This is a genomic window from Romboutsia sp. 1001713B170207_170306_H8 (genome assembly GCF_015550495.1).
GTDB lineage: Bacteria > Bacillota > Clostridia > Peptostreptococcales > Peptostreptococcaceae > Romboutsia_E.
In genome coordinates this window covers 1-2,830 of sequence record NZ_JADNAX010000030.1, presented here as the reverse complement: position 1 = coordinate 2,830, position 2,830 = coordinate 1, and the positions used below count along the sequence as shown (strand labels likewise).

At 41.6% G+C, this 2,830-nt stretch carries 3 protein-coding genes; all 3 read left to right on the top strand.

Translation table 11 applies throughout. From position 1 onward, the window contains the following. A partial coding sequence (locus I2A66_RS16650; protein ID WP_431190235.1) for a hypothetical protein occupies positions 1-477 on the top strand: 477 nt, incomplete at its 5' end. A gap of 439 nt (positions 478-916) precedes the next feature. Continuing rightward, positions 917-1,507, top strand: a complete 591-nt coding sequence (locus I2A66_RS16645) for a replication/maintenance protein RepL (protein WP_004295513.1) — start codon at positions 917-919, stop codon at positions 1,505-1,507. A 619-nt stretch (positions 1,508-2,126) separates the two neighbouring features. Continuing rightward, a partial coding sequence (locus tag I2A66_RS16640; protein ID WP_243140599.1) for a plasmid recombination protein occupies positions 2,127-2,830 on the top strand: 704 nt, incomplete at its 3' end.

Genomic DNA, 2,830 nt, shown 5'->3' with positions numbered 1-2,830 from the left:
GAACTACGTTCCATTGAAACAAAGAAGAACGTCCAAAAACTCATTTCTAAGGCTTCAGAGAAGTTTTACGGCTTGATTGGAAAAACAGTCAACGATAGGGAAAAGGATGCCTTAAAAGCCAAAGTAAAGGCTTTAGAGGGGGAAAATGAACAGCTATCCGATAGACTGGGAAAGGCTATACTTGAAAAAGAGCAAAACGGCACAAAGGCATTCAAAGCCGAGAATGACAAGGAGTATTATAGACAACAAATGGACAACGCAAGGACAACCAGTAACCGATTAAGGACGGAGAACCAAGAACTAAAGACCGAAACCAAGGAATTGAAAAAAGAACTTGGTAAGATGAAAGACTTGTTCAATTCCGAACAACTGGAGGCTTTAAGGCATCATTTCCCAAACATATCAAAAGCTATGGAAGAGGGGAAAGACCTACTCAAGCAAATCACCAGAAGCAGAGGTTTCGGTATGGGTATGTAACCCCCCCCCCGCCCCCAAAGGGGGAGCGACCAAACGGCAGCCTCTCTCAATGGAGTGTTACGTCGTTCGGATTCGGAAGAAATTTTGCAGGGTTCGGAAAACGGTTGTGTGCTTATTCTAAAAAAAGTTTATGGTGTGGCGCTCGTCGGGACGGGTGGTCCCGCCCCTTGCCGCTGGGCGCTCCCCGACCGATGATTTTTAAGTGACTGATTTTGTGCTGTTTTGGGGGTATATTAAGAATAGAAGAAATAGAATAAGTTAAGTACTTGATACACAATATAGGGCATTTTCCATATTGGAAATTCTCATTTTCCAATCTAGAAAATACTGATTTCCTAATATAATACTAAACAGGAAAATAATATTTCCCTTAATATTGTTTTTATGGAAAATAATAGTTTACTTTGTGGAGAATAATATTTCCCAAAAACACATCAAAATGGAAAATAAAAAAGCAGTTAAGTTAACCGATTTTCAAAAGAACGAAGAAAATCCTTTTATGAAACAAGCTATAGAAGGTATTGAAAATCATGTTGTTAAAAAGTATAAGAGTAATAGTGGTGGCGATAAGAGAGCCGTAGTAGCTTTAGCCGACACTGAAACTGGAGAAGTGTTTAAGACTTCGTTTATCCGTCAAATAGAAGTAGATGAAGAACAATTCACTAAATTGTATCTTTCTAACTTTGCTGCATTCTTTGACCTATCACAAGCAGCTATTCGGGTTTTTGGTTACTTTATGACCTGCATGAAACCCAAAAATGATTTAATCATCTTCAATAGAAAAAAATGCCTAGAATATACCAAATACAAAACAGACAAAGCCGTTTATAAAGGACTTGCAGAACTTGTAAAAGCTGAAATCATAGCCCGAGGACCAGCCGATAATCTTTGGTTTATTAATCCTCTGATAGTATTCAATGGTGACCGAGTGACATTTGCTAAAACATACGTTCGGAAAAAGACTTTAGCTGCCCAAAAGAAAGAAGAAGCAGAGAAACGACAATTATCACTTGGCTTTGATGAACAGTAACACTCCATTGAGTGAAGCTGCCGTTTGGTCGCTCCCCCTTTGGGGGCGGGGGGGGGGATAGATAAAGTTCCTCTATGTAAAGTTATAATGGGGGATGAAAGGCAAGGTTCGCTAACCTTACCCCGATTGTTTATGCTTCCCAGCATTCAATCTATCCCCGTTTATGGGTTTCTCTTTCACCCTACAAAGATAACCTCATGGGGGAAAAATGTCCAAGAATATGGGGTAAAAACTATCAAGTCGGTAGAAAATAAGTATCTTTGAAGTACATTTTTAGTAGAGGTACTGGTATGCCTAGACGAAGCAGATAGGCAAAAATAAAGCCGCTGGAGATGTCGGATGTCCGTCAATTAACTCCAGCGGCTTGTATTTTGGTAACTCTCCCGTATCGGTCGGCTACCGTTTGGTCAGCAACAAAGGTAGTACTTTATTGTCGCAAATCCAAATGTTTTCCCCTTTATTTGTGCATTTACAGAACATTTGCTAACTTCGCACCTATGCAGTATGGTGATAGCACACTAGCACCCTAAAGGGTGCGTGTGTAAGGGGACAAGCCCCCTTAACCCCCTGTCAGCCGGCTGTCACCGGCTGTTATCGATTGTCACAAAAATGTTAACTTATGGGAGCAACAAGTATTCATGTACAAGCAGTGAAGCCGGGGAGTGAGATTCACAACTTTAGGGAAAAAGAGTTGGACTATGTTCGTCCCGAACTTAGTCATTTGAATGAAAGCTGGGTTGGAGATAGCATCTCCCATCGGCTGGAAAGTGCGAAACAAAGATATCTCGATACGGTTGGGCAGAAGATGCAGGCTAAAGCCGCACCCATACGAGAGGGAGTAATAGTAATCAAACAAGAAACCACCATGCAGGAACTCCAGCAGTTTGCCACGGTCTGCAAAGAACGTTTCGGTATCGAAGCATTTCAAATCCATATACACAAGGACGAAGGATACATGAACGCAAAGCAATGGACACCTAACCTTCATGCCCATGTAGTTTTCGATTGGACGCAGCCGAATGGGAAAAGTGTGCGTTTATCGCGTGATGACATGGCAGAACTCCAAACCATAGCATCTGAAACACTGGGCATGGAACGTGGCGTTTCTTCTGACCGCAAACACTTATCGGCTATGCAGTACAAGACCGAATGTGCGAAAGAACAGCTTCAGGAACTATCAAACGATATATCCAGTGCATTAGACAAACACAAGGACGTACAAAACCAGCTTCTTCAGCTTCAGAAAGAACTACGTTCCATTGAAACAAAGAAGAACGTCCAAAAACTCATTTCTAAGGCTTCAGAGAAGTTTTACGGCTTGAT